Annotated in this window: 32 protein-coding genes; 11 read left to right on the top strand and 21 right to left on the bottom strand. The window is 58.2% G+C overall.

Going from position 1 to position 25,554, the window contains the following annotated elements; genetic code table 11:
- Positions 1-93: 93 nt before the first annotated feature.
- The 6 genes from ASD31_RS20980 to ASD31_RS20955 all read right to left on the bottom strand — a co-directional run bounded on the left by ASD31_RS20980 (position 94) and on the right by ASD31_RS20955 (position 4,735).
- A complete protein-coding gene (locus tag ASD31_RS20980) occupies positions 94-2,352 on the bottom strand; it encodes a transglycosylase domain-containing protein (RefSeq protein WP_056338697.1) in 2,259 nt (752 codons plus the stop codon).
- Positions 2,353-2,510: 158 nt separating this feature from the next.
- The gene (locus ASD31_RS20975; RefSeq protein WP_156392752.1) at positions 2,511-3,272 is read right to left on the bottom strand and encodes a hypothetical protein; all 762 of its coding nucleotides are present in this window, start codon (positions 3,270-3,272) and stop codon (positions 2,511-2,513) included.
- A gap of 67 nt (positions 3,273-3,339) precedes the next feature.
- Positions 3,340-3,735 carry a hypothetical protein gene (locus ASD31_RS20970; RefSeq protein WP_156392751.1) on the bottom strand — a complete coding sequence of 132 codons (396 nt, stop codon included), beginning with the start codon at positions 3,733-3,735 and terminating at the stop codon, positions 3,340-3,342.
- On the bottom strand, positions 3,714-4,010 hold the full coding sequence (locus ASD31_RS20965) for a hypothetical protein (RefSeq protein ID WP_244483916.1): 297 nt from the start codon (positions 4,008-4,010) through the stop codon (positions 3,714-3,716). Before ASD31_RS20965 ends, ASD31_RS20970 begins: the two co-directional genes overlap by 22 nt.
- Before the next feature lie 90 nt (positions 4,011-4,100).
- On the bottom strand, positions 4,101-4,484 hold the full coding sequence (locus ASD31_RS20960; RefSeq protein ID WP_056338687.1) for a hypothetical protein: 384 nt from the start codon (positions 4,482-4,484) through the stop codon (positions 4,101-4,103).
- The gene (locus ASD31_RS20955) at positions 4,481-4,735 is read right to left on the bottom strand and encodes a hypothetical protein (RefSeq protein WP_156392750.1); all 255 of its coding nucleotides are present in this window, start codon (positions 4,733-4,735) and stop codon (positions 4,481-4,483) included. Before ASD31_RS20955 ends, ASD31_RS20960 begins: the two co-directional genes overlap by 4 nt.
- Positions 4,736-4,952: 217 nt before the next feature.
- Between ASD31_RS20955 and ASD31_RS20950 the strand changes: the two genes are divergently transcribed.
- Positions 4,953-5,492 (top strand): hypothetical protein, encoded by a 540-nt coding sequence (locus ASD31_RS20950; protein ID WP_056338680.1) that lies wholly within the window; start codon positions 4,953-4,955, stop codon positions 5,490-5,492.
- 123 nt (positions 5,493-5,615) lie between these two features.
- Here the strand turns inward: ASD31_RS20950 and ASD31_RS20945 are convergent, their stop codons facing one another.
- The 4 genes from ASD31_RS20945 to ASD31_RS20925 form a co-directional block, all read right to left on the bottom strand.
- Positions 5,616-6,605 carry an exonuclease domain-containing protein gene (locus ASD31_RS20945; RefSeq protein ID WP_056338676.1) on the bottom strand — a complete coding sequence of 330 codons (990 nt, stop codon included), beginning with the start codon at positions 6,603-6,605 and terminating at the stop codon, positions 5,616-5,618.
- 266 nt (positions 6,606-6,871) lie between these two features.
- Positions 6,872-7,726, bottom strand: a complete 855-nt coding sequence (locus tag ASD31_RS26100; protein WP_156392749.1) for an HNH endonuclease — start codon at positions 7,724-7,726, stop codon at positions 6,872-6,874.
- Positions 7,723-8,172 (bottom strand): hypothetical protein, encoded by a 450-nt coding sequence (locus ASD31_RS20930; RefSeq protein WP_156392748.1) that lies wholly within the window; start codon positions 8,170-8,172, stop codon positions 7,723-7,725. Before ASD31_RS20930 ends, ASD31_RS26100 begins: the two co-directional genes overlap by 4 nt.
- Positions 8,132-8,905: a hypothetical protein gene (locus tag ASD31_RS20925; RefSeq protein ID WP_056338665.1), complete on the bottom strand. Its 774-nt coding sequence runs from the start codon at positions 8,903-8,905 to the stop codon at positions 8,132-8,134. The genes ASD31_RS20930 and ASD31_RS20925 overlap by 41 nt, the downstream gene beginning before the upstream one ends.
- Positions 8,906-9,042: 137 nt before the next feature.
- Between ASD31_RS20925 and ASD31_RS20920 the strand changes: the two genes are divergently transcribed.
- The 4 genes from ASD31_RS20920 to ASD31_RS20905 all read left to right on the top strand — a co-directional run bounded on the left by ASD31_RS20920 (position 9,043) and on the right by ASD31_RS20905 (position 11,524).
- Positions 9,043-9,243 (top strand): hypothetical protein, encoded by a 201-nt coding sequence (locus ASD31_RS20920; protein WP_156392747.1) that lies wholly within the window; start codon positions 9,043-9,045, stop codon positions 9,241-9,243.
- 145 nt (positions 9,244-9,388) lie between these two features.
- Complete coding sequence (locus ASD31_RS20915) at positions 9,389-9,604, top strand: hypothetical protein (protein WP_156392746.1); 216 nt, start codon at positions 9,389-9,391, stop codon at positions 9,602-9,604.
- A 318-nt stretch (positions 9,605-9,922) separates the two neighbouring features.
- A complete protein-coding gene (locus ASD31_RS20910; protein ID WP_156392745.1) occupies positions 9,923-10,603 on the top strand; it encodes a hypothetical protein in 681 nt (226 codons plus the stop codon).
- A 177-nt stretch (positions 10,604-10,780) separates the two neighbouring features.
- Positions 10,781-11,524, top strand: a complete 744-nt coding sequence (locus ASD31_RS20905) for a CatB-related O-acetyltransferase (RefSeq protein WP_156392744.1) — start codon at positions 10,781-10,783, stop codon at positions 11,522-11,524.
- On the opposite strand, the gene ASD31_RS20900 is transcribed toward ASD31_RS20905, so the two are convergent.
- Complete coding sequence (locus tag ASD31_RS20900; RefSeq protein WP_056338650.1) at positions 11,517-13,979, bottom strand: hypothetical protein; 2,463 nt, start codon at positions 13,977-13,979, stop codon at positions 11,517-11,519. The two genes, ASD31_RS20905 and ASD31_RS20900, sit on opposite strands and share 8 nt — an antisense overlap.
- Complete coding sequence (locus ASD31_RS20895; RefSeq protein WP_056338647.1) at positions 13,976-14,200, bottom strand: hypothetical protein; 225 nt, start codon at positions 14,198-14,200, stop codon at positions 13,976-13,978. Before ASD31_RS20895 ends, ASD31_RS20900 begins: the two co-directional genes overlap by 4 nt.
- A 160-nt stretch (positions 14,201-14,360) precedes the next feature.
- On the opposite strand from ASD31_RS20895, the gene ASD31_RS20890 reads away from it, so the two are divergent.
- Positions 14,361-14,570: a hypothetical protein gene (locus ASD31_RS20890; RefSeq protein ID WP_056338642.1), complete on the top strand. Its 210-nt coding sequence runs from the start codon at positions 14,361-14,363 to the stop codon at positions 14,568-14,570.
- A gap of 104 nt (positions 14,571-14,674) precedes the next feature.
- On the opposite strand, the gene ASD31_RS20885 is transcribed toward ASD31_RS20890, so the two are convergent.
- The 5 genes from ASD31_RS20885 to ASD31_RS20870 all read right to left on the bottom strand — a co-directional run bounded on the left by ASD31_RS20885 (position 14,675) and on the right by ASD31_RS20870 (position 17,735).
- Positions 14,675-15,310, bottom strand: coding sequence for an HK97 family phage prohead protease (locus tag ASD31_RS20885; protein ID WP_210168919.1), 636 nt, complete (start codon positions 15,308-15,310; stop codon positions 14,675-14,677).
- A 53-nt stretch (positions 15,311-15,363) separates the two neighbouring features.
- Positions 15,364-15,972, bottom strand: a complete 609-nt coding sequence (locus ASD31_RS20880) for a hypothetical protein (RefSeq protein ID WP_056338636.1) — start codon at positions 15,970-15,972, stop codon at positions 15,364-15,366.
- Positions 15,969-16,199: a hypothetical protein gene (locus ASD31_RS26095; RefSeq protein ID WP_156392743.1), complete on the bottom strand. Its 231-nt coding sequence runs from the start codon at positions 16,197-16,199 to the stop codon at positions 15,969-15,971. The genes ASD31_RS20880 and ASD31_RS26095 overlap by 4 nt, the downstream gene beginning before the upstream one ends.
- 158 nt (positions 16,200-16,357) lie before the next feature.
- Positions 16,358-16,630, bottom strand: a complete 273-nt coding sequence (locus ASD31_RS26090) for a hypothetical protein (RefSeq protein WP_156392742.1) — start codon at positions 16,628-16,630, stop codon at positions 16,358-16,360.
- 37 nt (positions 16,631-16,667) lie between these two features.
- The gene (locus ASD31_RS20870) at positions 16,668-17,735 is read right to left on the bottom strand and encodes a hypothetical protein (protein ID WP_056338629.1); all 1,068 of its coding nucleotides are present in this window, start codon (positions 17,733-17,735) and stop codon (positions 16,668-16,670) included.
- A 370-nt stretch (positions 17,736-18,105) separates the two neighbouring features.
- Between ASD31_RS20870 and ASD31_RS20865 the strand changes: the two genes are divergently transcribed.
- Both ASD31_RS20865 and ASD31_RS26385 read left to right on the top strand, forming a co-directional pair.
- Positions 18,106-18,303: a hypothetical protein gene (locus ASD31_RS20865; RefSeq protein ID WP_056338626.1), complete on the top strand. Its 198-nt coding sequence runs from the start codon at positions 18,106-18,108 to the stop codon at positions 18,301-18,303.
- 320 nt (positions 18,304-18,623) lie between these two features.
- Complete coding sequence (locus tag ASD31_RS26385) at positions 18,624-18,779, top strand: hypothetical protein (RefSeq protein ID WP_200952241.1); 156 nt, start codon at positions 18,624-18,626, stop codon at positions 18,777-18,779.
- A gap of 136 nt (positions 18,780-18,915) precedes the next feature.
- Here the strand turns inward: ASD31_RS26385 and ASD31_RS20860 are convergent, their stop codons facing one another.
- A complete protein-coding gene (locus ASD31_RS20860; protein WP_082520655.1) occupies positions 18,916-20,787 on the bottom strand; it encodes an AAA family ATPase in 1,872 nt (623 codons plus the stop codon).
- Complete coding sequence (locus ASD31_RS20855) at positions 20,765-21,031, bottom strand: hypothetical protein (protein ID WP_056338620.1); 267 nt, start codon at positions 21,029-21,031, stop codon at positions 20,765-20,767. Before ASD31_RS20855 ends, ASD31_RS20860 begins: the two co-directional genes overlap by 23 nt.
- Positions 21,032-21,362: 331 nt before the next feature.
- Here ASD31_RS20855 and ASD31_RS20850 point away from each other — a divergent pair, with 331 nt between their 5' ends.
- The 3 genes from ASD31_RS20850 (at position 21,363) to ASD31_RS20840 (ending at position 23,013) form a co-directional block, all read left to right on the top strand.
- A complete protein-coding gene (locus ASD31_RS20850) occupies positions 21,363-21,761 on the top strand; it encodes a DUF1236 domain-containing protein (protein ID WP_056339123.1) in 399 nt (132 codons plus the stop codon).
- 323 nt (positions 21,762-22,084) lie between these two features.
- Positions 22,085-22,294 (top strand): cold-shock protein, encoded by a 210-nt coding sequence (locus tag ASD31_RS20845; protein ID WP_056338617.1) that lies wholly within the window; start codon positions 22,085-22,087, stop codon positions 22,292-22,294.
- Between the two features lie 224 nt (positions 22,295-22,518).
- Entirely contained in the window at positions 22,519-23,013 is a 495-nt protein-coding gene (locus tag ASD31_RS20840; RefSeq protein ID WP_056338615.1) for a hypothetical protein, read from the top strand.
- A gap of 4 nt (positions 23,014-23,017) precedes the next feature.
- Here the strand turns inward: ASD31_RS20840 and ASD31_RS20835 are convergent, their stop codons facing one another.
- Positions 23,018-23,980 carry a lysylphosphatidylglycerol synthase domain-containing protein gene (locus ASD31_RS20835; RefSeq protein WP_056338612.1) on the bottom strand — a complete coding sequence of 321 codons (963 nt, stop codon included), beginning with the start codon at positions 23,978-23,980 and terminating at the stop codon, positions 23,018-23,020.
- A gap of 101 nt (positions 23,981-24,081) precedes the next feature.
- A complete protein-coding gene (locus tag ASD31_RS20830) occupies positions 24,082-25,470 on the bottom strand; it encodes a dipeptidase (protein ID WP_056338609.1) in 1,389 nt (462 codons plus the stop codon).
- Positions 25,471-25,554 lie beyond the last annotated feature (84 nt).

Raw genomic sequence — 25,554 nt, 5'->3', positions numbered from 1 at the left:
CGCCGTACGGCTCATTCCACGGCGCAACCGCCTTCGCGAGAAGCTGTTGCGCCGCCGGCACCAATCTGGGAAGGTCCATGGCACGACGGGTGATCAGCCGCCGGTGAGAATATCGAAAAGCGTCGTCCGCCGCGTGGTGCCGGTCGTTTCGCCGACATCGGCGGGCGGCAGGAGGCCGGAGCTGGCGGCCTCGGTCTGCCCTTGTGGCTGCTCTTGCGTCTGCACCGGGAGAACGCCCTGGCCTGCCGCCGCCTCATTCGCCCTGTCCGGGACCTGCGGATAGCCGGCATCATTTCCGAAAGTGCCGGAAATCACGTCGCCGACGGTGGCGGGCGGCGTCTGTTCACTACCGAAGACCGGCTGGATGCCGGTGGTGCCGAAGATCGGCGAAGGCGAGAGCCCTTCATGCGCGGCCGTCATGTAATCCTGCCAGGCCGCTGCCGGAAGACCGCCGCCGGTCACCTTCTTCATCGACTTGCCATCGTCATTGCCGAACCAGACGCCGGTCGTCAGATGATTGGTGAAGCCGACGAACAGCGCGTCGCGGAAGGATTGCGTGGTGCCGGACTTACCGGCCGCCTGCCAGCCCTCCAGCTGCGCCTTCCTGCCGGTACCGCGCTCGATCACGCCGACCATCATCCGGTTCATCTCGCTGACGACGGCCGGATCGAGCACCCGGGGCGGGTTGTCGTAGGTATTCTCGTAGAGCACCGTGCCGTCGGCCGTCGATATCCGCTTGATGACATGCGGGGTCGCCTTGAAGCCGCCATTCATGAACGGCGCATAGGCCGAGGTCAGTTCGACCAGGCTGACCTCCGATGTGCCGAGCGCGATCGAGGCGTTGGCCTGCATTTCGGATTCGATGCCGAGCCGATGGGCGAGCTTGACCACCTGTTTCGGGCCGACTTCCATGACCAGCTGGGCCGCGATCGTATTGAGAGAATGGGCCAACGCATTGGAGAGCGTGACCTCGCCGCGATATTTCTGGTCGTAGTTTTCCGGCGTCCAATTGCCGATCCGGACCGGCGCGTCGTTGCGCACCGACATCGGGGTGCGGCCGATTTCCATAGCGGCGGCATAGACGAAGGGCTTGAAGGCCGAACCCGGCTGGCGCTTCGCCTTGACGGCGCGGTCGAACTGGCTCACCGCATAATCGCGGCCGCCGACCAGCGCGCGGATGGCGCCGGTGCCGTCGATCGAGACGAGCGCCGCCTGGCTGACATCGAGCTTCTCACCATCGGCATCGAGGCTTGCGGCAAGCGTTTCCTCGGCCTTCTTCTCAAGCGCAAGGTCGAGCGTGGTATCGACGACCAGATCCTGGGTGACGTCGCCGATCATGCCCGGCAACTGGTCCATGACCATGTCGGCGACATAATATTGCGCGCCCGACCAGAAACTCCTCGCCTTTGTCGGCGGCTGCGACATGGCCGTCTTGACCTCGGCGTCGGTAATGAAGCCTTCTTCGCGCATGGCGCCGAGCACCAGCTGCGCCCGCTCTTCCGCCGCTTGCGGATCGCGCGCCGGCGAAAGCCGCGACGGCGCCTTCAGCAGGCCGGCCAGCAGCGCCGCCTGGCCAAGGTTCACGTCGCGGGCCGACCTGTTGAAATAGCGCCGCGAGGCCGCCTCGACGCCATAGGCGTTGGAGCCGAAGAACACCCGGTTCAGATACATGGCCAGAATCTGGTCCTTGGTATATTTCTGCTCCAGCCAGATGGCGAGCAAGACTTCCTGCACCTTGCGCTCGATCGTGCGCTCGGGCGAGAGGAACAGGTTCTTGGCCAGCTGCTGGGTCAGCGTCGAGCCGCCCTGAACCATGCGGCCGGTGGTGATGTTCGTCAGCATGGCGCGGGCAAGGCCCAGCGGATCGACGCCGAAATGCGAATAGAAGCGCCGGTCCTCGATGGCGATGACCGCCTGCGGAATATAGGGCGACATGTTTTCGAGGCTCAGCGCCTCGCCGCCGGTTGCGCCGCGATTGGCGATGATTTCGCCATTGGCTGCCAGGATCTTGACGTTCGGAGGCCTGTCGGGAATGGCCCAGCTGGTGGCGCTCGGCATGCGCGCGCCATAATAGAGCACCAGCCCGCCGACACCGATGGCGCCCCAGATACCGAGCACGAGACACCAATAGACCAGCGACCGGACGAGGCCGGCAAGGCCACCGCCGCGCGCGCCGCCGCCTGCCGAAGCTTTGCCCCGGCGCGCCTTCTTCTTGCCGGAAGGTTTCGGACGACCGGCCTTATTGCCGCCGCCCACAACGCGCTCGCCAGCCGTCACACGCAGGTCGCCATCGTCTCGCCCATGTTCGAACGACGGTTCAATCCTTTGCGGTGATCTGCGCTGTGCTGCCATGCCGGGATGGTTTCTCCAGATGAGCGTTTCGGGGAGACGACCGGCCCGGAGGGCCTGCGTTCGGCGAGTGCGATGAAGTGTAAATGCGGCGATTTAAGGGGGCGTTAAGAACCGTTGGCGGGAAAACCCTGTTGGTTCATGGGCTTGCCGCCGCGCCGTTACCGCCCGTTACCGCCGCCGTTACCGTTCCGTTCTCGACCCGCAATTCGGGCGTCAGCGAATCGGCCAGCAGCCTCTTCCGAAGCGCGATCGTAAACTGCGCTCGTGGTCTTCGTGCCGGCGTGACCAGCGACCTTCGAAGCGTCGTCGGTCGTGGCACCTGCGGCACGTCCCTCGGTAATTCCCGATGCGCGCAGGTCTCGAGCCCAAGCCTTCGGATCAATGCCCGCCGCGTTGCGATCGTCCCCCCACCGGTCTGTGACAGCCCGAGAGATGTAAGGCAGACCGGTGGCTTCAGAGACGATGACCGGGCCGATTCGCTTGTCGGCTGGCCAGTGCTCGAGTTCCTCCAGCACCATGGGCGCCTTCGTCAGAGGATAAGTCACCGTCCGGCCAGTTGTGCCGTCGGTCTTTGATGGCTTGAACTTGAGAACCAGATTATCGTCGATGTTATCCCATCGAAGGCCAAACCACTTCAGTCCACGCTCAGCATCGACGACGTCAGAGATGCCGCCCTTTCCCAATGGCCACCACTGCCCCACAACGTCCCACAAACGCAGCGTCGTCTCGTAGGCGATGGCGTATGCCAAGGCGGACGAGGGCCGCCCAGCGGCGTGTGCTGCCTGGCGTGCGGCGGTTGCCTGGTCTGTCGTAATCACGATTTCGCGTCGGCTTGGCTGTGGCAAGCCTGAGCGAGCCGTTTGCAGGATTTCGCGCAACTCGATGCAACCGGCGAATCTGCGAAGAATGCCATGCTTCACAGCGGCCTCTAGAACCGCCCGCGACGTCGACGCCGCAGCCAGGTGCTTTCCGTTTCGGCTCCAAATCTTATGCCAGCACATCGATGCCGCTGATGGAGTCGACTCGCCGCGGCCCGATATGCTCCTCGAGTTTCGCGAGATAGTGCTTATAGGGAACGAGCGATCCCGGCTTCAACTGGTGAAAGGCGCTTTCTTCATCTCGCTGGTACACAGATAACAGCGATCGGACACTTCCATCGAATACGCTGACATTGCGTCTGTATCCCGACCGCCAAAGCAACATATCAGCCTGGAGCGCGTTGCACTTTGCCACGAGCATGTCCGGTTCGTCGCGCAGGTAATCGAGGTTGACTGTTTTCGGCTCATAGCCGCGCTTCACGTCGTTCTCGTCGGCCACCCAAACCGGAACCCGACCGGAGGTCCGCTTCATCCATTTGAGGCCTATTGCCTTAACCGACTCCATTGCCCCTCCTCCCCGTCTGGGGAGCCGACCATGCCAGTCGCGACGCCCAGATAGCTTTGGTAAAACATGCGGACGAGCGGCACCGGCCGACCACCATGAAAGGCGTCCACTGGCGGAAAGCCAGGTTTCACCGCCAATGTGGGGAGGCGCTCTTTCACCCATTTGGCTGCCTCGGATTTGCCGACGATTGCCTCGGCAAGTTCCAGATCCTTCGCGAACATCGGAAGCCGCCAAAATGGATCGTTATCGTTGGCCGGCGAGTGCTTTAGTGTCAAAGGCGCCTCCTATGGTCGGCTTTAGAATGAGTTGGGGGGAAAAGCCCGCTACCCCGATGCAGAAGGGTAGCGGGCCAAAGGGCGCTGCGACTAGCGCGCGCCAACTCCCTGGCGGCCAGCGGAACGTGTAGGGTCCGGTGGTGTTCTGGCCGCCTTCTGTAATTGTGAATTAGTTGTAAGCAGGTCGTCGATATCGGCGAGCATCAACTTGAAGGCCTCCTCCTCGCCGCTCAGACCGCCACCTTCCCCAGTCATCCACGCAAGTTTGGCGCGGATCTCTGCAAGAGTCCTGCAGCGGAATGCCATGATTTCGTCGTGGACGTTGTATTCCGGTACGTCGTCGGCACCATTTCCTATACCTCGCTCGGCGAGCGCGTCGGCTTCGATGCATGCCGAAATGTAGTCATAGTCGCCCTGGATCAAGGCCGAAAGCGGAACCGCCTGCCCGCGAATTTTGTGCCGGCGTTTGCTCATGCCGCATCCTCCGGCACGAGCAATCCTCGCGGAAACTTGACGCCGACAGCGCGCAATACAGTTTCGGCGCGAGTCGATGGCTGCGGCTGATCGCGCCAACTCTCGCCGAAAGGAATGTGGTAACGGTGCGTGAAAGTTCCGATGGGTGAAAACTCGCCCTTATCGCCGCAGCCGAGTTCCATCTGAAGGAATCGCGCCTCCTGCCTGAGCCATTCGAGATAGGCAAATCTGGTATCCATTTCAAAGTGCACCGGTCTTCTCGGCACCAGTCTGCGTGGGAGTGCTATTCTTTCTGTGGGCTGGGAGTGCGGGTTCGTTCGCATTTCGAATCTCCTAGTGAACGTCAATAATTGTTTATTGCGTTAAATAGGAAATTGAGTCAATGCATATTTTGTGTGGCGCGCAAAATAAAACAGTGCTACGCGCAATTGTCGCCTTCACCACGCGACCCACCACACCGAGGAATTCATGGCCACGCCCAAAGAACTGGTCGCGCAAATTGCGCACCAAACCGGGGTGCCTGAGGGCACCGTCACCTTGCATGACCGAAATCTGATGAACGCCGGGTTGCGCAGTGAAGGCCAGCGAGGGCGGGGACGGTCTGTCGTTAACTATCAAGACGCGGCTAATTTGCTGATAGCTGTCGCCGGCAGCCGGAACGTCAAAGACAGCGTTAAGACCGTCCGAGATTATGCAGGCCTTGTTGCGTCGCAACCACTTGTCTTCGGGCAGATTAAGCGCGGGCATAATTTTGCGGACGCGCTTTCTGCAATGCTTGAGGCCGTGCCGGCTGACCGAGATGCCTATGCCGGCCGTGACGGCGGGACAATTGAGGTGTGGCTATACGGCCCCACACCTCGAGCACGCATTGAATGGGAATTAGCCACCAGCACTGGACGAGTGGATTATCGGGCGCCGAGTGAACCACGCCCCTTTGCCGATCTGCAGTTCATTGCGAGGTTCAGCCAAGTAACACTTGGCCATGTTGGCGATCTGGTATCCTCTTGAACGTTAATTCTTGACAAATTTGTTAAGATAGCAGGTGGTGAAAGTCCGTCATCCCCGCAAGAGGGCAGGATTTCATTTGCGATACGGCAGAATACGGCGGGCGCAGTTCCGAGATGCCGTGCCTCAGCCAAGCTCATCATTGAGCAGGACGCCGAACATTTCTTCCAATTCCGCATCTGAAAACAGCGATTCAAGCGAGATTTCTACGGCCAGGTGCTTTGTTCCGCGCGCGGTTTGGGCTTGTCGAACCGGCCTCTGCGGCGGCCTCATCGAGCTTGGGATCATTGCCCAGAAATCAGAATCGGACACAATCTCAATGTCGTGTCCTGCCTCGCGGAGCGTCTCGGCCTTCCTTTGCTTACTGCTCTTTTCATAGCCAGCGAGCCGGCTGAGGTCTTGCAGTCCAACGACAAGGAGCGTGACCTTTTTATTGACCGACTCAAGGACATCAAATCCCAACTTTGCCGCTATCCCGGCCGCTTCCGATCTTGGTACCCCCATATCCCCGGTGAATACAATTGTCTGCCCATGAAAGCGGCCCTGCGGATTACCAGCCTGGCCCACCGTAGCCGCGGAAATGGGTAATTTCGAACGAACCAGCCAATCCGGCAAAGTAGTGCCTGATTCAGCTAACGCCCGTCGAAAAATGAGTTCAGTGACCCTTGCGTCTTCGAGCGCATCGTGATGTGAAAAAGCAAAGTCGAAATGTCTGCATAGATTTTTTAAGCCGTAGCCGCTGCGGGCGAAATCCGGCCAGGTTCTCCTGACAACAGACTGGTTGTCCAGCCAGATCGGCAACAGGGGCTGCAATCCATACTTGTCCGATGCCCGTGTAAACGCAACTCGATCGAATGGGCCGTGATGGATTGCGACCCTTTGTCCAAGCCGGGACAAAAGGTCGGCATGTACGTCCCGGAATGTTGGGGCACCCCTTACCCGTTCTTCAGTAATCCCATGGATCGATATATTGAACGGATCGAAGAAATCCTCGGGGTTGATTAGGATTGATTGAGTGTCGACGACATGTCCGCCACGAACATCAATGAGGCCGACTTGGCATATTGACGCATAATTTGGGTTTGCTGTTTCAACATCAAGAACAATGTAGTCCATGCTTTTCCCCTCTCCAATGGAGGATCATGGCCTCAGTTTGTTAAACTGTCTATTCCTCAACCAACGTTTACATCGCTCAGGCCTACTCCTCCGATCGTATGCCCGCCCATCAGGCCGCTGCACGCCTCGATGAATGCCCAGCCGTCCGGGCGAGTCACCACCGGCACCCACACTCGCCGCTGGCCGCCAGGCAGTTGGCGCGCCCGTCAGCCTATATGAGGTCGGCGTGCCGCTGGTCGGCGCCGGGTTCGATCAGAACCCGGTAGTCAACGCATTGTTCGATCTGGCGCATTATGGTGCGGTCGAGTTGCTGTCGGGGAATCAGGTGCGGGTTCTGGGGGGTTACCCCCCCGTTTACCCTTTGCCACCTTTCTCGGGCCGCGCCAGCTTCCAGGAAACATGCCTTCGAGAGCTGCCAATTTTTCCTTCCGCTGTTTGGCTCGCTCTGATGCACTGTCGTCTTCATCAAGTATCGGTGATCGAGCATGACTTTTAAGAGCCGTTTCGACTGCGTCCGCCATCGTTTCGTAGGTGTCAACCAATTGCTTGATGGCTCTGTAAGCTGGCCCTCTGATGTTTGTTGGAAGGCGATCGATCGGAAATCTGCTAAGGGCTAGCACGCCGCCGCTCACTGCTTCGTCGCACGAGTAGATGCGACGACGAATATCTCTTACCCGTTGAAGACTCTCTCGATTCAAATCGAGCGATTCTATCGTGTAATATGCGATGTTAGTTTTGTGTTTCAGGATATTCCCCTCAAGGGAAAAATGTTCAAGGTGAACGTCTACGTCTGGGCGGAAGAAACGAAATCCGTTCTGCCTAGCTTTCACCGGAGGATATCGATCGCCTTTTCTCTGGTTGCAGACGTCACACGACCACATCAAATTGTCATAAACATTCACAAGATCATTCCGGGCTTTCTGGGGCTCGTAGTGGTCGATTGTGAAGCGCATGCCTCCCGCTTCGGTCTCGGCAATACAGCAATATGCACATGAATAAAAAAAATCGTACCTAAGTTCTTGTTTGTACTCGTTATACGACGACCTTACCGGCACTTGGCTGCGAATTACCAAGGCCGTGCTAATAGTCTGTGGATCGCCGACTTCGGAACCGCTATTCATCTCTTTGGGCGCTGTACTCTGCTGTTTAGCTGCTCATAAAACTTATTAACTTCGACAACGAAACTTTCGTAGGCGTCTGCTTGTATTTCTAGGGCGTCGAGAGTTGCACCATGTCTAGCGTCTTCAATTCTGTCGAGAGACCAACGCACATAGTCTAGACGATTTTTCTCTTCGGTAGTTATTTCTCCACTGAAAAGCCTGTCTAGTAGGCGCTGGCGCTCCGACAGCAAGTCTTCCTCCTCTTTTGCGGTTGCCGTGGTAGCATTTAGCCTGGCAGCCGCCTTGGCGCCCGCTGCATAGGCGGAGCGCGTGTTCAATCTAGGAAGGACAAGAGGGTCGGTTGTCCAGGCAGGCTCTGCTCTTGATGACTTCGCAAAGCTACTTTCCTGTGATCCGCCGTTTGTATCATTCCGAAACGTTTTCTCTTTGTCTAATAAGATGCTCATCAAAGGCGTTCCCTACAGCAAGATCTTCGAAATATGCCAACGCAGATTTGACCGCACTGCTGTTCAACTTGTTTAAGTCTGCAACTACCGCGGCAACGGGCTTCAAAATCGTTCTTTGCCAGTCAAATTTGAAGGTGATGAGATCGCTCTCTTCGTCATCGCCCTGAATAAGAAAATGGGTGCATCGATCAACAAATTGATCGTCTTTTCTCAACTCTGATTGAATCGAGAGATTGAATGATTGGACTTTATTATCCCAAGGCCTTCCGAAATACTCGATCATCTTCATTATCCCCGGGGGGATATCTTCTCTGGCCGCGATAGTTGTAGACACAACTCCAACGCGACTTATGTTGCGGCCATGAGGTTGAGGTAGTGCGAGTGCTACCTTCACCAGCTCATCAAAGGCACTGTCCAAAATCTTCGAGAACTGCAAAGGTTGTGAGATCAACTCCGCTACCGGCAGGCCCGCACTTGTGTTTCTTAATTTTAAACGGTGTTGATAAGAGACGGACGCCTTGGTATCTGACACGTGATACACGAACCCGTTATCGTGTTGCAATTCTACCGATAAGGTTTCATGCTTTGCCACCGTGAAATTGGCCTTCGGGCCCGTGTACCACGTATTGATCAATGGCGTGAGGCTATCGATAATTCGGTCACCTGATGCCGCATATGGTTCGTACAGATATCCCACCGCAGGGGTGGAGGAAAGTTTGTCACACCAGGTCAATGTCCACTCCACATTTCGTTTCTATAATGCATCCTAGCGGCAAAACGTAAACCATTTTTGTGGCTTCGACCCGGTGCCCCTAAGCCTCACTACGTCGGTATATGCACCGCATGAGGCCCGCAATCAGAGTACCAGCGTTGGCGGCTGCCGCCCGCTTGGCCCGCCCACGCGATGACGTGGTGGTGATGGTCATTTGGTTTTCCTTTTTGGGGGTGGTGGGTGGTGGTGGTCACGGCACGCGCTGGTATGAGGTCTATCAAATCCAGCCCGACCGAACGGTGCAGATCATATCCCGCAGGAGATCGTCCGACTTCATGTTTTTTAGCGACGTCAGGTGACTCCCTTCATCGTTACAAAGAGTTGAGACAGCATCAGCTATTATTAATGGCCTTCTAAATTAACCATTTGTAAACTTCACATTTGCCTGGCATGCCGCACCGGGAGTATAAAGGTCTCATATTGAAACATTTTATGGAGACGAAATTGTCTTGGCATCTGGCAACGCTTAAAAACGGCAAGCCTACGCTCGTCGATTTTTCCAAGGTCATGTATATCTGTGATGCATCCAAGGGCGGCACTGCGATTCATTTTCAGATGGCGGTAGAAAATTCAACCGGGAAGCAGGCGACGAAGACACTCACGGTTCGCGAACCGGTGGCAGCATTCTTGAAAGTTCTTAAGGGTCGCGCGTTTCTTTAGGAAGACTGGCGTCGCCTTGTCGCCGGTATCGGCGTGTGGGCACCGGAAGACTTGAGCCATCTCAAAGAGAAAACTGCGACTCATCGGCACCGGCAAACATTTTCCAATGCTGGCGGGTGGAACCGGCCCCCTGGATTTGGACGGGAATTCCGACCGCGCATCGGGCTTTGGTGGCATCCCACGCCCTCTCCCGACAGTCATGTCATTGGGCAAAGTTGGATCGGATCATGCTCCACGAGACGCACATCGGTGGCGGACTGGTCGCAATTCATCCGCCGGCCTACTATCAGACGATATTGCAAAACGGGGGGCGCCGCTTTGACCGATACCGTTGAAGATGCCTTGGGAAAACAGCAAGCTGCCATCATCAATGACCTGCAGCTAATTCGGACTGATTTACGGGGATATATCGCGCACAAAGAAAGCGTCGTCTACATTGCTTGCGCGCTTTCATTGGCTGTTTTTCAGTACGGTCTTGACGACGATCGGAACTGGTGGGCGTTGCTCGGGGTTGTCGTTGCCCTTTTATTTAACCATATCTTCATCAGATGGCTTTTGGTTGCGCGGCGCCGCAGTACCTCTCAAAGGTGGGCCTGCGAGGCCGCGATCGCGATTGCAATATCTCGCCCTTTGACCAATGAGGAAATGGCACTTTCGCCGGGGATAATACCTAGTTGGAAAGATGCGCCTCCATCTCGAAAAAGGGTTCACCGCGCTCTTTGCCGATGGAAAGAACTATTCTTTCCAGTAAAAACTCTTGATCCAAGCTTCTGCAAGCTACTCACGACCTATGGTTTTTACAAAGCCGCGATTATTGACGGTTTCGAAGCTGAACTCCGCCGAGACAAACACCATATCTACGCATTTTTTGGTGGCCGGCCATACGGCGACGAGCTGCCCACTCTCGGAAGTCTCGCGCTCATTTTCTTCGCAAGCATACTGCACGGATGTAAAATAGGCACCGGTGGTCGCGATTTTATGATGTGCCTGCTTGGATGACGCCGCCCTCCCGAGCAACGCCGCAACCTAACCGCCTTGGTCGGTGGATGGGTTGCGATGATGCGGTCCTACACCCTCTAGACAACTTCCGCGCACTTTGATTAGTGTGTTCTTGTGTTAAGAACAAAGCCTCAGTCTACGTTCATCGCAGAGAATAAAGCACAGGTGACCGTCCGCGTGACGGACGCGCTGTTGAGTTTGCTCGATGACCGCCGTATCTATTGTCACGAACAGAAGAAGGGTTCGCCGCGCCGTTGGAAAGTCGAAGACCGACTGACCTTCCGAAAAGACGCAAACTTCGAACCCTACGTTACTTTCAGGACCGGCAACCGTCTGACGCCACTTGGGGCCTTCTCTTACACAAACTCAGAGTTCCCGATGAATATCCAGATCGGGCGCTACTGCTCGATCGCAGGCGGCGTCGAGATAGCCGGGTGGAACCACCCGGTAGCAGCAGTTACGACCAGCCCTATCGCCTGCATCCCGGATGTGCGGTGGGTGCAACAAGCCAAGGCAGATTTCAACGTCGAAAACTTCCACTACGTCGAGGCGCCCCAAAAACCTTTGCCTGTGATCGGAAACGATGTCTGGATAGGCAAGAACGTCTCTCTCGCGCGCGGGATCACCATTGGCGATGGAGCGGTTTTAGCAGGGGGCGCCAACGTCACCCGAAACGTGGCCCCTTATGCTATTGTCGGAGGAAACAAGGCTGATTTTATCCGATGGCGGTTCGAAGACGAGGGGTTGCGGCAGAGCCTGGTGGAAAGTCAGTGGTGGCGCTACGATCCGGGGCAGGTCATGACGCTCGATTTCGCCGACCCCATGGCATTCATCAAAGGTTTTGATGCCATGGAGCCAGACTTGTCACTGTGGTCGCCGAAAACCACCAACCTGTACGAACAGGTTAAGGCGCTTACGTGAAGTTGTTGCCTCTACCCATTTCGCACCAGTCGCCTGCGCTGTCGCAAATGAGGACGAGCTTGTCTCGCCCATGATCGAGCACGAAGTTTGCCGCGCCGTTCAGCAAAATATTGCTACCGTCAGTTCCTTGGTTATGACGCACCGTGATATCGACCGAGTTTGATCCTGCACGTAGGATCACTATGTCGCCTTCGCTCCCACCCGTAATCCGGTCGAGATTGTCAGCAACGCCCCCTTCACCGACCAGGCGAATATGCGAAGAACTGCCGAGTGCGATAATGCCTCCTGCAATCGTACTCACAACACTTTTCCCGACGCTGAAGACGCCGGGAACAGTAAGGCCGCCCGGCACAAAACCTTGCCCGATCGTTCGCTCTACGCCAGCAATTCTGGTGTAGACGGGGAAGCCTGAAACTTCCAATCCAAGTATAGCCGATCTGCTATCTTCAGGCGAACTCGTGAGAACGACACCCGCGCCGCCCGCGATGCTCGCACCCGCCTGCAAGCGAAGGCCATCAAGAGTGAACTTGGCGCTGCCACCATACGAGAGCCCGACATCGCCGCCAGAATTAAGCACCCTGCCACCGATGATTGCCCATTCCTGGACGCTGCTTGAGAGAGCAATCACAGGATCGGAGCCGCCAGGCTGCCAGTTCACGATGCGAGGGTTTTCGATGGAAAGATCAAGCGTGTAGCTTCCAGCGACGATGGCGGAGCCGAAGCCGGTTGTGATTGCTCCTGTGCCCTCGATCACCGGATTGACAATGCGGACACCCTGATACGCCAAGACGCGGATTGCGGTGACGGTCTCGGCCTCAAATCCAGCCCAAACCGCGCAATCTTTGATGTGCGGATTGGTGATCCAGATGTTTCTCGCTTCAGCCGGAACGTGAGAATAATTGTATGGGATCTGGCAATTGATTGGCCAGTGGCAGTCCTCGATAAGCGGGTCGTTGATGTGAACGTTCTGCGGAGCCGGATTGAAGTCGTGGGCCTTGACGCCGATACCGCCGAGGAAGTTGGTGATGTGTGGCGAGTTGATCCAAACATCACGCGAACCGTCATCGATTTCAATGCCGACGCCGGAACCGGCGCCTGTGCCCTCGGAATGGCGCCGCGAACCGTTCATGCAGCGCGGACGGTTGATCCAGATATAGCGGCTATAGTGCGTCGTGATCCCGTCATCACCCGGGTTATCTACGATCACATCATCAGCAAAAACGAACTGTGAAGCGTTGGCCGGGTAATAGGTAGGATATTCGTCGCCAGTATAATTCGCTGGATTGACGTAATACCGGACGTCTCCATCGACCTCGCCACCCGAGCAGATGTCCAGGCAGTGCAGGACCGCGTTCTTTAGCCTCAAGTTCTTGAGGTACACCCACTTTGCGCCGTCAGTCGAGACGCACGACCCGCCGGGGCGAAGCGTACCGGCGCTCGTAGGCGAACGGAAATCAGCATCAAGGTCAACAGTGAGGTTTTGAATCACGCAGCCGGTAATAGAGCTGTCTCTCAAATTGGGGCGGAAGCCAGCGCATTCGATATCCGCCGTCAAGTCGAGCTTGATGATGGTCAAGTCGCGGTCATAGCCTGAAATGCGTGATCCGCTATGCCAGACAAGGTCTCGGTCGATAGTCCATGTCCCGAGGGGGATGCGCACTTCCAGGCCAGCCAGAGCAGCATAATCGATAGCATCCTGCATTGCCGCACGACGCTGAGCCGGAGTCTGAACCTCAGATGGAGTGGCGCTGAACGGTACTTCGGCCACGCTGACGAAACCCGGCCCGGCAGAGAGTGCAGCCACCGTATCAGCGATAAGCTGTGCCCGGTCAGCTTGTGCCTCCGCCTCATCCCGAGCGGCGTACACCAGCGATGCAATTGCCTCGTCGCTGGCCAGCCGAAACGTCGAGCCCGACACAATGCCCATGAGGACCATGCCAGACACAAGACCACCGGCAGATACGTTCTCGCCGCTGTTCGTCTTGATGGCGAGCGCTGCCCCGCCATTGAAGGCAACCGTTACCGGCGAGCCGGTATTCGTGTCGGCGATATTCAGTAAGATCAGCGCGGATTCCGAAACCGGGATCGCCGTGGTCGCAATGATGGCGTTAGGGGTGCCGGCGCCAGCATCAGACGCGATGATGAACGAATACGGCAGGTCAGCAAGGCGCGTCCACGATCCCGCGCCGGACGCGCCTTGCTTCTGGTAAATCCCATTGTTGGCGGCCGTGGCGTCGCCAAGTACCCATGCCATGCTGTTGGTGGCATGGGCGAGGTCGGCGTCCAGAGATGCCTTGCTTTCGAAGATCAGGCCGCCCGACGAGACAAATAGCCCGATGACCCGCTCAACCTCAGTCGACCAGACCTGGACCTCCTGATTGGAGACCGAACGCGCGTCACCGTTCTCATCCACGGGCGCAAAGATTTGCTGCCCCGGCTTTATGTGAATGCTCATTGGCCGGCCTCCGACGGATCCCAGTCGCGCCAGGCGTTCTCCGTGACCGGTATGTCGGCCAAAAGTCCCGCCGTAACGCGGAAATATTCAACAACGCGTGGGTCTGCTGCCGCGGCCATTTCGTTGGCAAGTCCGATAGCGACGGAGCGCTGAAGTGCCCCGGACCCGACGAGGGCCCCGAGCAGGTTGCCTGCACAGATGCAGAAATCGTGATTGTTCAAGAGGTTTCTCCATGCGGAAAAGCCCGCGCGAAGGCGGGCAAAGAGGGCTGGGAATTATTGGGGGCGGCCTCGACGTGCTAACGAGCGGCCGGCCGCAATTGTGATTTCGCGTTTTCTTCGAAACGGAGTATGATCACCGCGCAACTTGGAGGACTACTCGATGAAATCCGTTCTGATTATTGCCGCTGCAATGGGCCTTTCGGCACCAGCCGCTTTCGCCGATTGCGAGTACCATTCTAAAGTCAATGCCGCGGTAGACGTCGATAAGACGATCACGACGGCAAGCATTGCGGCAGACGCCCAGAGCACTGAAGGTGCCGACGTACTGCTGAAGGGTGATCGCATGCCGGCAGAAACGGCCGCCGAGTAGGGGCTGACCCCCAACATTTCAATCAAGAAAATGTGCAAAAACCCCCACGACCGGTAGTTGATTTGGCAGGGGCCATGGCGATCTCGATCGCCCCCCGGCTGGGGTCATGCCTTCAGCCGTGCGAGCATATCGACGATCCGTTGCCCTCGGGCGGTGGTATTTGCGACCGCCTTAGCCGTCGCAAATGCGTTAGCCCGGCAGGCTAACCAAAGATTTGGATTTTCGTCGTCAAGGTCTACTATAGCGCTGTAAGTCCCGCTAATCGCGCCCTCTGGAACCAGGCTGATTTCGGTCAATTTCGCTTTCAAGCAATAGTCGAACTCCACGCCATCCGTGGTTTTTCTAACAATATTCTCGACCAACTCGACACCGACGGAAACGCAAGCCCTGCTGTTCGACTTGACCGCGTCAACAATCTCGGCAGCGCGAGCGTTTCGATCGAGCGGCATGCGGAATGCCAGCCCATCAAGCGAGTTCGCAAACTCCAGTCCTGAAGACGTGCCACCGACCACGTCGCTATCATTGTGGTCGAACAGCATCCGCTTGGATTGACAATCGTAGATGGTGTCAATGAACGCGCCGGCTTTCATGACTCGGTATCGACCAGAGGCGAAGAACGCTTGTCCGTAGAGGCACGCCCAACCCTGAATCGCCGGTCGCTTAATCTCACGGCCGGATGCTGTGAAGAACTTTGCTTTAGGTATAGATGGCTGCCGAGACTGGCCGCGAGACCATCCCATGAAGTCTTCAACCGAACGTGGACGCCCGCCGGGTATGTGAATGGCGGCCGGTCTCATTGCCGGATGCTTTCGGGGATTTCGTTGCGCTCTATAAATCCCTGGTCCGCGGCGTCCTTCAGGTACTGGCCTGCTGGCGAGTAAGGGTTGCCCGGATTTCCGACCGCGTTGGGCGCCACGATGCCCAGAGAAGCCCACGCGATGCCTTCGTTGTCGAGTGCGTTCGTGAATGCGTGAAGCTCGACGTTGGCCGCGTGGACGCCCCTCAAGGCCTCACAAACTGCACGGATACGCTTTCGATATTCGGGAGCCACAACTGCGAGCGCATGCGCGTTTGCCTTCGATTGCTCGACCTTCAGGCGGGCATCGAGGATTGCCCACGCCGCTTTTAGGTCAAAGATCCGTTGGGCCATTTCCGCAAGTTGGGCACGGCTTTCCGGCACGATCGGCGGAGGCGCCTCGCCAAGCAGACGGGAGACACGCAGAGCGGCAGGTTCGGTTGGCGGTGGTGACTCTAGTATGCCGCGGCGGTGGATGGCTAGGATAGTCTCATGGCGCTCCTTTTCGGCGGCGACGATTTGCGCGCCCATATCGTCACGCCGTTTTGTGACGTCGGCGATTGCGGTTGAAAAGCTCGAAAGCCTTGGAATCGGAATCGGTTTCATTTCTGGTCCTTAATAGCCACGGTAATTGCGCGGATGGTTGAAACGGGGATGGTAACCGTGTGGGCAATGCCGGTGAACAAAGCGCCATACCGTGCGCAAGCTCGGTGACCGGCGAGTGTCAGACACTCCAGACTGATACTGTCGTCGGCGATATGGACGAACCCATCATCAACATCGTAGTCGCCGAAAACTGGGCCATGCGGCAGAATGTCGATCAGGCGCGTCAACATGGCCTCCGCCGTCGCGGGTAACCCGCAAGGCGTGCTAATCGGCAGCGTGCGCAGCACTGTCACCGTGGGCACTACGTCCTTAACTAGGTCCGCAGCCAGCGCCATGACGATCCGAGCTATGTGCGTTGATGTGGGGAGCCCGCTATGGCCAGGTACTAAGCCTGCTTCTCGGAGGGCGCGGAGGATTTGGCGAGCGTTGGACGCGGATCTGCTCGCGCTCCGGGCGAGCGCAAGAGTGTATTTTTTATCCATATGGTTTCCTTTTTTAAGATGCCCGCTGCCGGAGCGAACTCAAACGGCAGCGGGACACACACGCCGGCAGGACGCTCCGGCGCGATGAGGTTATGGGTGCGGCACGCCGCAATGATGAAGGCAAAGAAAAACCGGCGCGCATTTCTGCGGCCGGTGAGTCGGGTCTGCGGGACCATCTACTGTTAATCCGCGCAACTCGGACAAAAGGGACAGCTATGCGGCGATTTTGTCTAAAACCTTCGAAAGATTGGCAACGGCCTTGATGAGCGCCTTCTTTCCGGCGCGCTCCGCAGTTTTGCCGGTCGCTCCCAAGATGGCGCCGACATCTTTCATGTTCGGGACCGTGATGGCGGCATCGAGGATTGCCACGTCCTGCTGAGATAAATTCGCAGCGACCACTTCTCGCTCGAAGTCCCCGTCATCGTCACGAGCGACCGCGCCGCCCTTGCCCTTCTTGGGCATACTCAGCCAGCTTGAGAAAATGTTGCCAATATCCGGCGATCCTAGAGGCAACGCGGGACGCTCATCCGGTGTCACTGGTTCTAGGCCGGCGAAGGCACGTGCCTCGTTCAAGGATAGCGTAGTGAGGGGTAACTTGGGATCAGGTAGCCCAGCCAGCCGTTTTCGCTTCTCCCTTGCCGCCTGTCTGGCCTCTTTCGTCGACACGACGTGCCAGCCGGGTTCGCAACCAAGCCAATCAGCCAGACGTTCACGTCGCTCACGTTCCTTGTCCTCGTCGATGTCGGGGCCTTTAGCCGAAGTGAACCGGTCCACCGGCCAGCGCCCACGCCATTTGACGATGTGACGGTCGTTGCCCGGAAGGGTCGAGCATCCGAATGCACTAGTGGGAAGCGTCCCGAACCGGAGATCACCTAGACGCACGATAGCGCCGCCGCGGGTCTCGATGTCGCCGCCGACGGGAAGCCGCTCGCGCCTGCCGGAGAATTCCACCTGCCGTACAGCGCGGATCAACTCGGCAGGACGCGGCCGGATTTCGTGGATGCAATCCATCAAGATGGGCTCGGGCTCGGCGGCCTCGAGATCTTCCCGATACTCTTCCGGTCGGTTGTCATTGGCCGGGACGATGCGCCAGTTAGTCTGCAGAGGCTCGCGTGGCGCTCTGCTCATGGCGCGCCAGGTCAGGAGCGCCCCCAGCGTCTCGGATAGTTCGGAATGTCGAGGTTTTGACTGCTTCGTGTCGGTCGAGATCTGGGAATCATTGGCAGGCGCAATCATGCGCCCCGCCGCAACAGCGGCACGGTTCACTTCAGTGGTTTTCATACGGTCTCGCAGGGAAGGAGGATGGCGCCCGTTCAGGGTCTTCCGGGGTGGCCGTCGTTGCGGCTGCAGTGATTTTTGACCATATGCTATTTTATCAAATTTGTCAAGGATTTTCTATTGACACAGTCATCGAGATGTGCTTGTGCGCCGGCTTTGATTTTCGAATAATCAAAGAATCCAAAATTGTGCACACGTGTTTGTGACGCGGGTTGGGCGGTTTCCCGATCTTTGAAGATCGAGGCACCCCACCTGAAATTCCTATTTCGATTAAATTGCGAGTTGGAGGGCGCGGGTGGTAGGGAGCCAGGAGGCCAAAATTGACGACCGACCCCGGGTTGTGCGATGGTCATGCTATCGAGGGGGAGCAACGATGGTCGATATCATACGAGCAGGCAGTTTCAGGGATGGTTTTGAGGTCGGATATCGTGCCGTCAAAGGAACCTCGGTGGGTATGCCAGGCACGCCAGGGCAGCCTGGTACGCGCGGCAACAGCACTGCATTCTTGATGGGCGTTCGCAAAGGAATTGAGCGTGCGCTGGATAAGGATATCGACGACCTGATGGACTAGGGGTGGACAACTTGTCCAACCCTACTTCCGGCCCCAGTTCGCTGACTGGTCGCGCGCTGTTCGTCTTGAGGGGGAGGACGTAGTCTATTCAAAATTCCTCAATGATTTCTCGCGCGCGCGTTACGCGCGATCGCGCGTGAAGGAATTTCTGAGTTAGCATTCGTGCGATTGGGTGACGGCGGTACGCAGCGCCAAAGGCGGGCAATCTCCGCCTACCCCCCCGGGTGCGCCTGGCAATTCCCAGCTGGCGCCCCATATAGACACGAATGGCACCACTCGCGCCGACCGCGCCCAGTGCCGTCCCTTCCCAGGAGAAGACGATGACCCTAGAAAAGCAGGCGGCAACGCCTTTGAAAGACGTGAAGGCATTCGCGCAGAAGCATCGCATTGAAATGACGGATGCTCAGAACATTTTAGACCAGCATGGCACGGATCGGAAGTCCGCGGACAAAGCGGCTCGCCGGATCGCTCTGTAATTTCAGTAGTGCGGCACCTCCGTTTTGCGGCACCACTATTTTTTATACAACACACTGCGGCACACCCCCATCCACAAGGGATTGGGGGGTGGTGCCGCAAGTATTTGTGAGACTGCGGCACTGCTTTTGCGGCACCTCAAACAGGTGGTGCCGCAACGGGTTTCACGTGTGGTGTCACTCTCCGATAGGCGTCCTGCAGTTGGACGATTTCGAGTTCCCCAGCGTCAATCCAGGCGGCAAGCATCTCTTTCACTCGGCGCTTCTCAGACTTGATCGTCAGGTCAATGTCGAAGAACTCTGCAACCAGTTTTCCCGCCCATGACGACGCTTGCGCGCTGGCTTTGTAGCCACCTGCGCTAAGTCTCGTTTTCAGCCCCGCCAACGTCTCGGCAGGAACGTCGGAAATCAACGTGGAGCGCTCTGCCGCCGCCCGCTCAGCGATTGCGTCCCGCGTCGGCCAGCACCACGGCTCAACAACGCCAATGCTGTCGCCCGCCGACAGTAGACCCTTGCCGTTCCCCAGCGATACCGGCTCGAACCGGCGCCATTCTGAGGATGACGTGCGAGCCACCATGTTGGCTTTGCCGAAGTCAATCCGGAAATATCCATGCGGATCGTCCAGTCCGGCCCGTTCTGCCTCTTCTTTCGTCATGGGGTTAATCGTACGGACGGAACGCGCCTTGTCCTTCAAGGCACCACCGCCACGCGCGGAATCGGCCGTCACTTCGAAGTTGCCCTTGGTGACATGATGGATCAACTCGACGCTGCAATTTCCTTCATCGGCCACCCGCAGCCAAGCCTTGGCCACGCGCTGTATGAGACTGTTGTCGTTCTCGGGGACTTCGTGACTGCTGACAAACGGATCAAGGACAACCACGTCGATTTGATTTTGGCGGATGGCGTCGAGCATGTCGGCAATCATCGGCTCGCAGACTTTTGTGTCGCGTCCTTCCTGGCGCATGATTACAAATTCCTGATCACGACCGGAATCGGTAAAGAGCCGATCGCCTATTGCTTCGGCGTTGATGCCAAAATGTATGGCAGCCGCGGTAACACGGCGCTCGATCTCGTCGGCGGGGTCTTCGGCATTGATCAACCAGACGCGGAGCGGCTTCGTGAGCGGCCCATATGGATCCAGCAAAGGGCGACCTGTCACCATTGCAAGCGCCTCGGTGACGGCGTGAGCGGACTTGCCGCCGCCGCCAGCACCTACCGTCACGGTGAGAAAGCGCCGCATATAGTGAGCGGCGTGAAGCCATTCCCGCTGCGGTATCGCTGTGGACGAACGAAGGGAAAACCGCGTAGCCGTCAGCCGCTTCGGCTTAACCGGCAGCGTGATGTACCTACTGGCCAGCCGCGAGGCAAACAGTGCACGTCCGTCGTCCATGATGCGAATCTGGCCGGCAACGCCATCGACGACGGCACCAAACAAAGCGCCGGCCGTTATGATGGCATTTGGACCGCCATAGGCCGCCAAGTAAGGGAGCAGCCGTTCGTCCGCTGGCAAGTTGTCGTTAGCCGCAACTGGTGTGTTGCGCGCCTCGAACTTTTCCGCGAGTGCATCTAGGTCGGCGCGCATCTTGGAAGGCGGTTCTTTTGGTGCGTCGAACGGCTCGGCGAAAGGCAAACCAAGCATCTCTTCCAGCGACACGTCATCGGCGATTGCCTCCGCGATCAGGTCGACGGCTCGAATACATGGCTCCCCGTCGATCTGGCGGATTTCAGGTGTGCCGTCGCGCCACGCGGTAACGACCGAGGCGTCTTCCCCCTTCCCTATAAATCGAGCGAAGCTGTCCGTGAGAATCGCGAGGCGAGGCATGTCGTCGATCTCGATGTCAGACCAATGAGAAATCTTGGTGAGGGTGTCGCGGGTGACGCTATCCCAGTCCAGCACGCCATCCTTGAGTGGCATGAGAACCGGATCTCCCGCGAGCATGTTGCAGAACGCGCGAAACTCTTTCCAGGCCGGTCGGCGGGGATCTGACTTAGGCTGCTTTTTGGCTGTCATGGGCTGTCAATGCCTTGTGCTCGTCGATTGCAAGGGAGGTGATCCGCGCGGCCAGTTCAGTGGCGAATGTAGCCACCCGCCTGGAACCCGATTGCGGCGCGAATGTCAGCAGTCGTCCGTCGCGCATCCGCAGGAGACGCAGGCCGTACAATCTTGCTTCCGGCGTTAGCTCGAGGTCGAAAACGGCAATGGCCCGATGCCCCCCGGATGGCTCGTCGATCGGCTGAAGATAGAGGATTCTCATGGGTGCCTTTCTGCGCAGCAATGCTCGCCCGCCAGCGGTGCCGGCAGGTTGAGTGGTGAGGTGATGTTGCGGTTTTAAGATCCTACGCCGTGCGGCGGAGAATGATTAGGCAAACAAATCGGATTTGATTGCTTACCCCCGAATCGGTCGTTCAATTTCGGGAGCGGTAACGGCCTTCAACGGAATCAAGAACATGCCACTAAGGGGGCGTTAACCGCGCCCCCTGCGAGCGGCTCGCCCGCTTACCCGGCACGCGCCGGGTCCGGCCAGCGTGGAACCAAAGCCTCGGCAGGCGCATTTCCTTGCCGGTGAAACCATGAAGGAGAAAAAGATGAACAGGATGATCATCGCCGCCGCCGCACTTGCTGGCGCCCTCGCCGGCAATGCCTATGCCCAGGACAGCTCGAACGCCACGACCGGCATGGTCGGCGGCGCGGCCACCGGCGCCATTATCGGCGGGCCGGTCGGTGCCGGCGTCGGCGCCGTGGTTGGCGCGGTCGCGGGTGCAGCCGTCGAGCCGCCGCCGGCCCAGGTCGTCACCTATGTGCAGCAGCAGCCTGCTCCGCAGTCCGTGACGATCGAGCAGGAAATCGTCGTCGGCAAACCGCTTCCCCGCCAGGTGGTTCTGACCCCGGTCGCCGAAGATCCGCGCTATGCCTATACGATCGTCAACGACCAGAGGGTCATCGTCGACCCCAACACCTATACGGTCGTCCAGGTCGTTCAATAGGCCTAAACGAGGACGGGCCGCCGTGGGCGGCCCGTCACCACAGGTGGGATATCCGATCGGCGCAGGACGAAATAAATCCCCTCTCACAGTGGGACTCGCGTCGATAAGCGCCAATGAAATCAACGGTTCGCCGAAAATCAAGATAATAAAACTTGACGGCGATGTGCAGGTAACTTATCTGGGCTTTGGTCGATATTTGTTAGATGACTTTGGTTTTTGCGACTTAGTGCGCAATCGGACGAACTTTCCTTCAGATTCGAACAAAAACGACTCCGTAATCTCACGGTGTTGTACGCTATAATTTGCTAGAGAAAGGGATCGTTATGGCCACTGGCACAGTAAAATGGTTTAATTCCACCAAGGGTTTTGGTTTCATCCAGCCGGATGACGGCAGCCAGGACGTGTTCGTACACGTTTCCGCTGTCGAGCGCGCCGGCATGCGTGGCCTCAATGACGGCCAGAAGATCAGCTTCGAGCTGGTCAAGGACCGCAAGTCGGGCAAGATGTCTGCTGACAACCTGCAGGCTGCCTAATATCAAATCTGGCGCGATGAACGCGCCGGGGAAATGCGCTTCCGCGGTTGACCACGGATGTACCGGCGAAGTGTCGAAGTGCATTGTGAAAGGTCGGGTTTTCCCGGCCTTTTTGTTTTTCCGGCCGCCGGCTTTTGTCGAGCGGCCTTTTTGTTTCGGCAAATCTCCCTCACATCCTCAAATCGCCTTATCCGCGTTGAAACTGTTGCCGGACAACGGGAGCAATGCGTATGAAAATCCTCTTTACGTCCCTTCTGGTCGCAACGGCGGCGAGCAGCCTGCCTGCCCTGGCGCAGGATCAGGCGTCCTATCTCGATGACCGGTCCGATGGCCCAGCCCTGGTCCGCTCGCTCTACAATGCGATCAACCGGAAGGAATACGCCCGCGCCTACAGCTATTTCGACGACCGGAAGGGAACCGGCGACTATAAATCCTTCATCGAAGGCTATGCCGGGACGGTGGATGTACAGGTGATCATCGGCACGGCGAAGCCGGAAGGGGCCGCAGGAAGCATTTATGCGCCGGTACCGGTTGCCGTGAAATCGACGGAGAAAGGCGGAAAGGAACAGGTCTTTGCTGGCTGCTACGTGACCCGCATCGTCAATCCGGGCATCCAGGAGCCGCCGTTCGCGCCGCTTCATATCGAAAGCGCCGCCTTGAAGGCGGTCGAGCTTCCCTTCGAAAAGGCCCTTCCGGCAACTTGCCCCCCGCCCTCGTAAGCGCTCAGCTTCGTTCGTCTTCTCCGGTGCCGCCCCGGCTATGATCCAGAAACCGGGCGCGTTCGAAGACGAACACGACGGCGAGCGCAAACAGGAAAGGGATCAGCAGATAGAAGAGCCGGAAGATCGCCAGCGCCGCCAGGATGGCGGCGGGGTCCATGTCCGGCAGGGCGGCGATGAAGACCAGTTCGAGCACGCCCAGCCCGCCCGGAGCATGGGACAGCAATGCGGCCGAGAAGGAGGCGAGAAACACTCCGAGAATGACCATGAAGCCCGGATTTCCGGCTTCCGGCAGGGCGAAATAGATGATCGCCGCCGCACCGATCAATTCGACCGGGGCGATCAGCAATTGCCGTAGCACCAGTGACGGCTTGGGATATTCGAGCCGAAACCATCGAGTCTTGAGCGGCTTGAAACCGACGAGGCTGCCGATCAGGTAAAGCAAAATCAGCGTAAGAACGACAAGGCCGGTGGAGACTGAGGCCTCGACCGGCAGAAAATCGACGAAACGGGCGGTGATCTCCGGCTCGATCAACAACACGATGGCCGAGAGCGTCACTGTTCCGAGCAGGAAGGTGAACGAACAGAACGCCACGAGAATGCCGGTTTCGCTGGCCGAAAGCCCCTTGGAACCATAGGCGCGATAACGGACAAGAGCTCCGGAAAACACCGAGGCGCCGATATTGTGCGACAGGGCATAGGCCGTGAAGGAGCAGACGGTGATGAACCAGAGCGAAATGCGGTGTCCGAGATGCTCCAGCGCCAGATGATCATAGGCAGCCAGTGCCGCGTAGGCGACGAGCGTTGCGCAGCCGGCCAGCATCCAGCCCCTCAGGGGTACGGCCTCGACGCTTGCCAGCACATCATCGACCGATAGGCCGTGCAGTTCGTGGTAGAGGCCATAGAGCGAAAACAGGATCGCCGCCAACCCGATGAGCGGCCAGGCAAATTTGCGTGCCATCCTCATGGAGCAAGGCTTCTGGAAGTCTGTCTCGTAAAAAGTCTCATCGTCGGGATGAGACCACCCCCGGCCCGGTGGGTCAAGGGTGGCGTGGTCAGTTCTTCAGATCAAGCCGCAAGCGCGCCGAGGATACGGATCCACGAACGGATGCCCTTGTGGAAGGACTGCAGCTCGTATTTCTCGTTCGGCGAATGGATGCGGTCGTCCGACAGGCCGAAGCCGACCAGGAGCGATTCCATGCCGAGCATCTTCTGGAAATCGCCGACGATCGGGATCGAGCCGCCCATGCCGATGACGACGGCCGGTTTCGGCCATTCATCCGAGAGGGCCGATTTGGCCATGTTCAGGAGCGCCGAATCATAGGGAAGCTGGATCGCCGGGGAGCCACCATGGGGGTGGAATTCCACAGAGCAGTCGGCCGGGATTTTCGAGGTGACATAGGCGCGGAAGGCGGCGCGGATCTTGTCCGGATCCTGCCCGCCGACCAGGCGGAACGAAACCTTGGCCGAGGCCTGGGCGGCGATCACCGTCTTGAAGCCTTCGCCGGTATATCCGCCCCAGATTCCGTTCACCTCCGCCGTCGGCCGGGCCCAGGTAAGTTCGAGGACCGAACGCCCCTTTTCGCCTGAGGGAAGAGAGAGCCCGATCTCGCCGAGGAATTTTTCTGCCGTCTGGCCGAGCGTTTCCCAGCCAGCCTTGATCTCATTCGGGGTCTCCTCGACGCCGTCGTAGAAACCATCGAGCGTGATGCGGCCGGTCTCGTCGTGGAGGCCGGCAAGGATGCGGGTGAGAATATGGATGGGATTGGCCGCGGCACCGCCGAAATAACCGGAATGCAGGTCGCGATCGGCGGCAGTGATGACGATCTCCTCGCCGACCAGGCCGCGCAGGCCGGCGGAAATGGCGGGCGTATCGCGGTCCCACATGCTGGTATCGCAAACCAGCGCGTAATCGGCCTTCAGTTCGGCGGCATTGGCGGTGAGGAACGGCTTCAGCGACGGTGAGCCGGATTCTTCCTCGCCCTCGAACAGGATGGTGACCTCGCAGGGCAGCGCCCCTTCAGTCTCCTTATAGGCGCGGCAGGCCTCGACGAAGGTCATCAGCTGCCCCTTGTCGTCGGCGGTGCCGCGACCGGTAATGACCTTGCGGCCGCCGGCCAGTTCCTTGATCGTCGGCTCGAAGGGCGCGGTATCCCAGAGATCGAGCGGATCAACCGGCTGAACGTCGTAATGGCCGTAGAACAGCACATGCGGGGCGCCCGGCTTGGCGGCGGCATGATGGGCGACCACCATCGGATGACCGGGCGTATCCCGCACCGAGGCCGTGAAGCCGAGGCCCTGCAACTCGGCCACCAGCCATTCCGCCGCCTTGCGGCATTCCGCCTTGTAGGCGGGATCGGTGGAGATCGACTGGATTCTCACCAGATCGAAAAGCCTTTCGAGAGACTTCGGGAGATTGTCGTCTGCGCGGGTGAGAATGCTGGCCGTATCTGTCATGTGTTGATCCTTCCTGTCGGGGCGGAACCTAGACAAAGATCGTGGCGGCTTGAAGCAAAATATTTTGATCGAACCATCAGTTCT

The sequence above is a fragment of the Rhizobium sp. Root482 genome, from assembly GCF_001426565.1.
Taxonomy (GTDB): domain Bacteria; phylum Pseudomonadota; class Alphaproteobacteria; order Rhizobiales; family Rhizobiaceae; genus Pararhizobium.
This window is presented reverse-complemented; position numbering and strand designations above follow the sequence as displayed.